Consider the following 3,237-nt stretch of genomic DNA (forward strand, 5'->3'; position numbering starts at 1 on the left):
CTCGACCCAGATTTCATCAGGTATCCTGAATGTCTTTTTTCCGCTGCCTGTCAATTTTATAAAAAAATTGTACAGCTCTTTTGACATAAATTCTTTCCAGAAAACACCCAGCTCTTTGATACCGAGTGAAAAGCGGTCTACCATCCTTTCCAGGTTTACATTGACCGGCTCGAGACCAACATCATACTGAAAGCCAAGCGTAGGGACATGCTCAGACGATTTGATGGGTTTCCACACGGCGGAATACGTTTCCATAAGATCGAGCGCAGCACTCACCACCTGGTAGAGCATTGCACTCAAATCCGCGCCGGGGTCTTTTGCGTCGTGGATCTTTGCCCCGAGATATGATTGGCAGACCGGGAAATTGTTCGCAATGGCAGTGGATGTCATCCATATATCTATGCCATATCGCGCGACATCCGTTTCCCACACATCCTTGGCCAGGTAAAAGCCGGCAAGTTTTCCTGAAAAACCAAAATCACCACCAATAGGTTGTCTGACGCGCTTGCCATAGAGAGCGCTCGTTAAGGGATAGACTATGCTGTTTGTAATAGTACCGTCGTATTTGTGTCTCTGGTAAAGAGGTGCGACATAATCAAAACCCCCTTCGAGAACAGGCTTGATAAGAAGCTCGATCCATTCAGGGGTGATGCTTCTGAGATCCGAGTCGACAACGGCACAGGCCTTTACCTTGAGGGCGTTGGCGATCTCGAAGATTGCCCTGAATGCGCTCCCCTTGCCGGGGATCCCTTGATATGGGGTCACGATCTTAAAAAAAGGAGCCGCCTTCCGTGTTATAAGGATTGTTTGAAAGTCATCAACCGTTGTATCTTGAACGATCTCCTTTGTTCCGTCAGTAGAGCCTCCGTCTGAATTAACGAGAAGTGTCTTTTTGTCAGGGAAATATTTTGCAAGACCTGCCTGTACGGCCCTCACTACGTGACCTATCGTGCGTGCATTGTTATAGCTTGGGATTCCCACGAGGATATCCGCTTCACCTATCCCCCTGGTTTGCTCGTCAATCGGGGTGTTTGCCGCGATATTGTCCGTGCCGTTCTTCACTGTTTTGCCGTTACCTCACTTTGTCAAGGAGAGCAACCGGGTAATTTGCAAGGATCTCCCCGATATATAAGACCTTCGACTGTTCGTGATTGTGTACCTGTACAATCTCATCAGTAAAGATATTGCGATACTCTGCCTTTTCCCTCTCGAACGGTACCGCAATAAAGGTATTGCCCCATACGGCACGGCCAAGCGGAAGATCGGTGTGGCGGGGTATGATTCGCGAAAGAAATCTTGGCGCCACGGTTATTGCTATTGTGTCAGCCTTTTTTCTGGCGAATGAACAGATGTTTTCCCACTTCTCGCCATCGGTTATCAATGGGATGTACTTGCCGGTCTCGAACAGGTACCTGTTTTTTCTTCGGTAATGGAGGGCTTTATATATGAGGTATATTTTTATCATACCATCATGCCTTGTATCAGTTATGCGCCGCGCGATAGGCGCAGTGTCCCCGTCCTTTTCATATTCTTTTAATCTTTCAAGGAATTCGATTCTTTTTCTGTAATCCACGGGTCTTCTGTTGTCAGGGTCAACAAGCGCAAAATCCCATAATTCAGTACCCTGGTAAAAATCAGCAACACCGGGTGATGTTATCTTAAGGAGCGTCTGCGAGAGAGAGTTGTAGATGCCATAGCCGGAGACCATGCGTTGAAATACAAGGAAGTCCTCGAGGAACATATTGTCTCTGGAATCTGTCATGACGGCGCCAATGAAAACGTTCATAGCATCTTCATAGACGGCGTCCGGGTTGATCCAGCTCGTGTGTTCCTTCGCCTCCCTCGAAGCCTTCTGCATATAGTCTTTGATCCTCTGCGTAAACACCGCATATTCTTCTGCGTCAATTGGTTCCCCGATGGGCCACACGCCCAGCAGGGTCTGATATAACAGGTATTCTTCGTTCTGATCCGGCACCGGACGATTATCCACGATAATCTTCTTTTTTTTGTTATACCTGCTCCACTTTGTAAGGCATCCGTTCCATATATCGGGGAACTCCGAGAGAACATTGATGCGCGCGCGTACATCCTCACCTCTTTTGCAGTCATGCGTTGAAGTTGTAATAAGTGCATAAGGCCACGATTTAATGCGCTCTATGTTCTGACCATGAAATGTTTTAAGCAGCGTACCGAACCTGTCAGGGCTTCCCCCGACCTCATTGAGGGAAGTGAGACGATTGTAAATGTAAAATGCCGTATCCTCAACGCCTTTCGCCGTTACAGGACCCGTGATCTGTTGAAACCTCATTGTAAAGTCAAGCCATTCAGACTTGTCGTCCTCATCGAAATCGTCAGGGAATCTCAGCAACAGGACGTCACGAATAAAATCGAAGATGGACTGGTTCAGGGCCGGGTTCCTCTTTTTTGCCTTTGATATTGCGAGGTCTATGTAGTGGGAATCCCGTTCGTTTATCTTCCATGTCGTGATATACGTCCTGTATACCGGAAAATAGGCAATGATCTCGATAAGGGCCTTTATAAGGCTGTTTAATGTAAAATCCCTTGTATGTCTGTTTTTCTCTGAAAGCCTGTTGAGATAATGGCCGAGCACGTTGACCTCGCCGGACATGGCAACCTGCATTACCAATTTCTTCTTTTCATATATCGTATCCTGAAAACTCGCATTGGTCTTTGTAAATCTCCTGTATATCCTGTCAAAGGTCTTTCCGTTGTTTGTGTCGACGAATATCCCGTTGACGGAGTTAAGAAATACGTACCCCGTTGTACTGAAGATCGGCCATTCTTCAGGCATAATCTCACCTTTGGTGAGTATCTTTTCGCCGATGATATAGAACGGCTTATAATCGGGGTCGGCATCCAGCATCTCCCTGTACCTGCCGGCGATTTCCTCGTCCGCTTCGGAGTTGAGGTAATCGGCAGGGAGCCGGGCCTCCTTCTTTACCTTTTCGATATATGCCCGCCTCAATTGTAAAAAGCATTCTCTCTGGAGACGATGAAAGTATTCCGAAGGGTTGTACAGCCCGTCAGGATGATCAACCCGCAAGCCTGTTATCTTGCCCCCCCCGATAAGCTCGAAGATAAGCTTGTGAGTCTCCCTGAATACGTCTTCTTTCTGCATATGCAGGGCGCCAAGACTATTTATATCAAAAAACCTCTTGTAGTTTATCTCCTCGGCGGCGACGCGCCAGTGGGAAAAGCGGTATATCTGCTCTCTCA

Annotated in this window: 2 protein-coding genes; both read right to left on the reverse strand. The window is 47.4% G+C overall.

Annotated elements, in window-relative coordinates:
- Nucleotides 1-1,062, reverse strand: a 1,062-nt coding sequence (locus PHU49_16235) for a glycosyltransferase (GenBank protein ID MDD5245559.1), incomplete at its 3' end; no start/stop codon positions are given.
- A gap of 10 nt (nucleotides 1,063-1,072) precedes the next feature.
- Nucleotides 1,073-3,237 (reverse strand): malto-oligosyltrehalose synthase (gene treY, locus PHU49_16240; GenBank protein ID MDD5245560.1); only part of this gene is annotated, 2,165 nt, incomplete at its 5' end.

This window comes from Syntrophorhabdaceae bacterium (assembly GCA_028713955.1).
Classification (GTDB): domain Bacteria; phylum Desulfobacterota; class Syntrophorhabdia; order Syntrophorhabdales; family Syntrophorhabdaceae; genus UBA5609.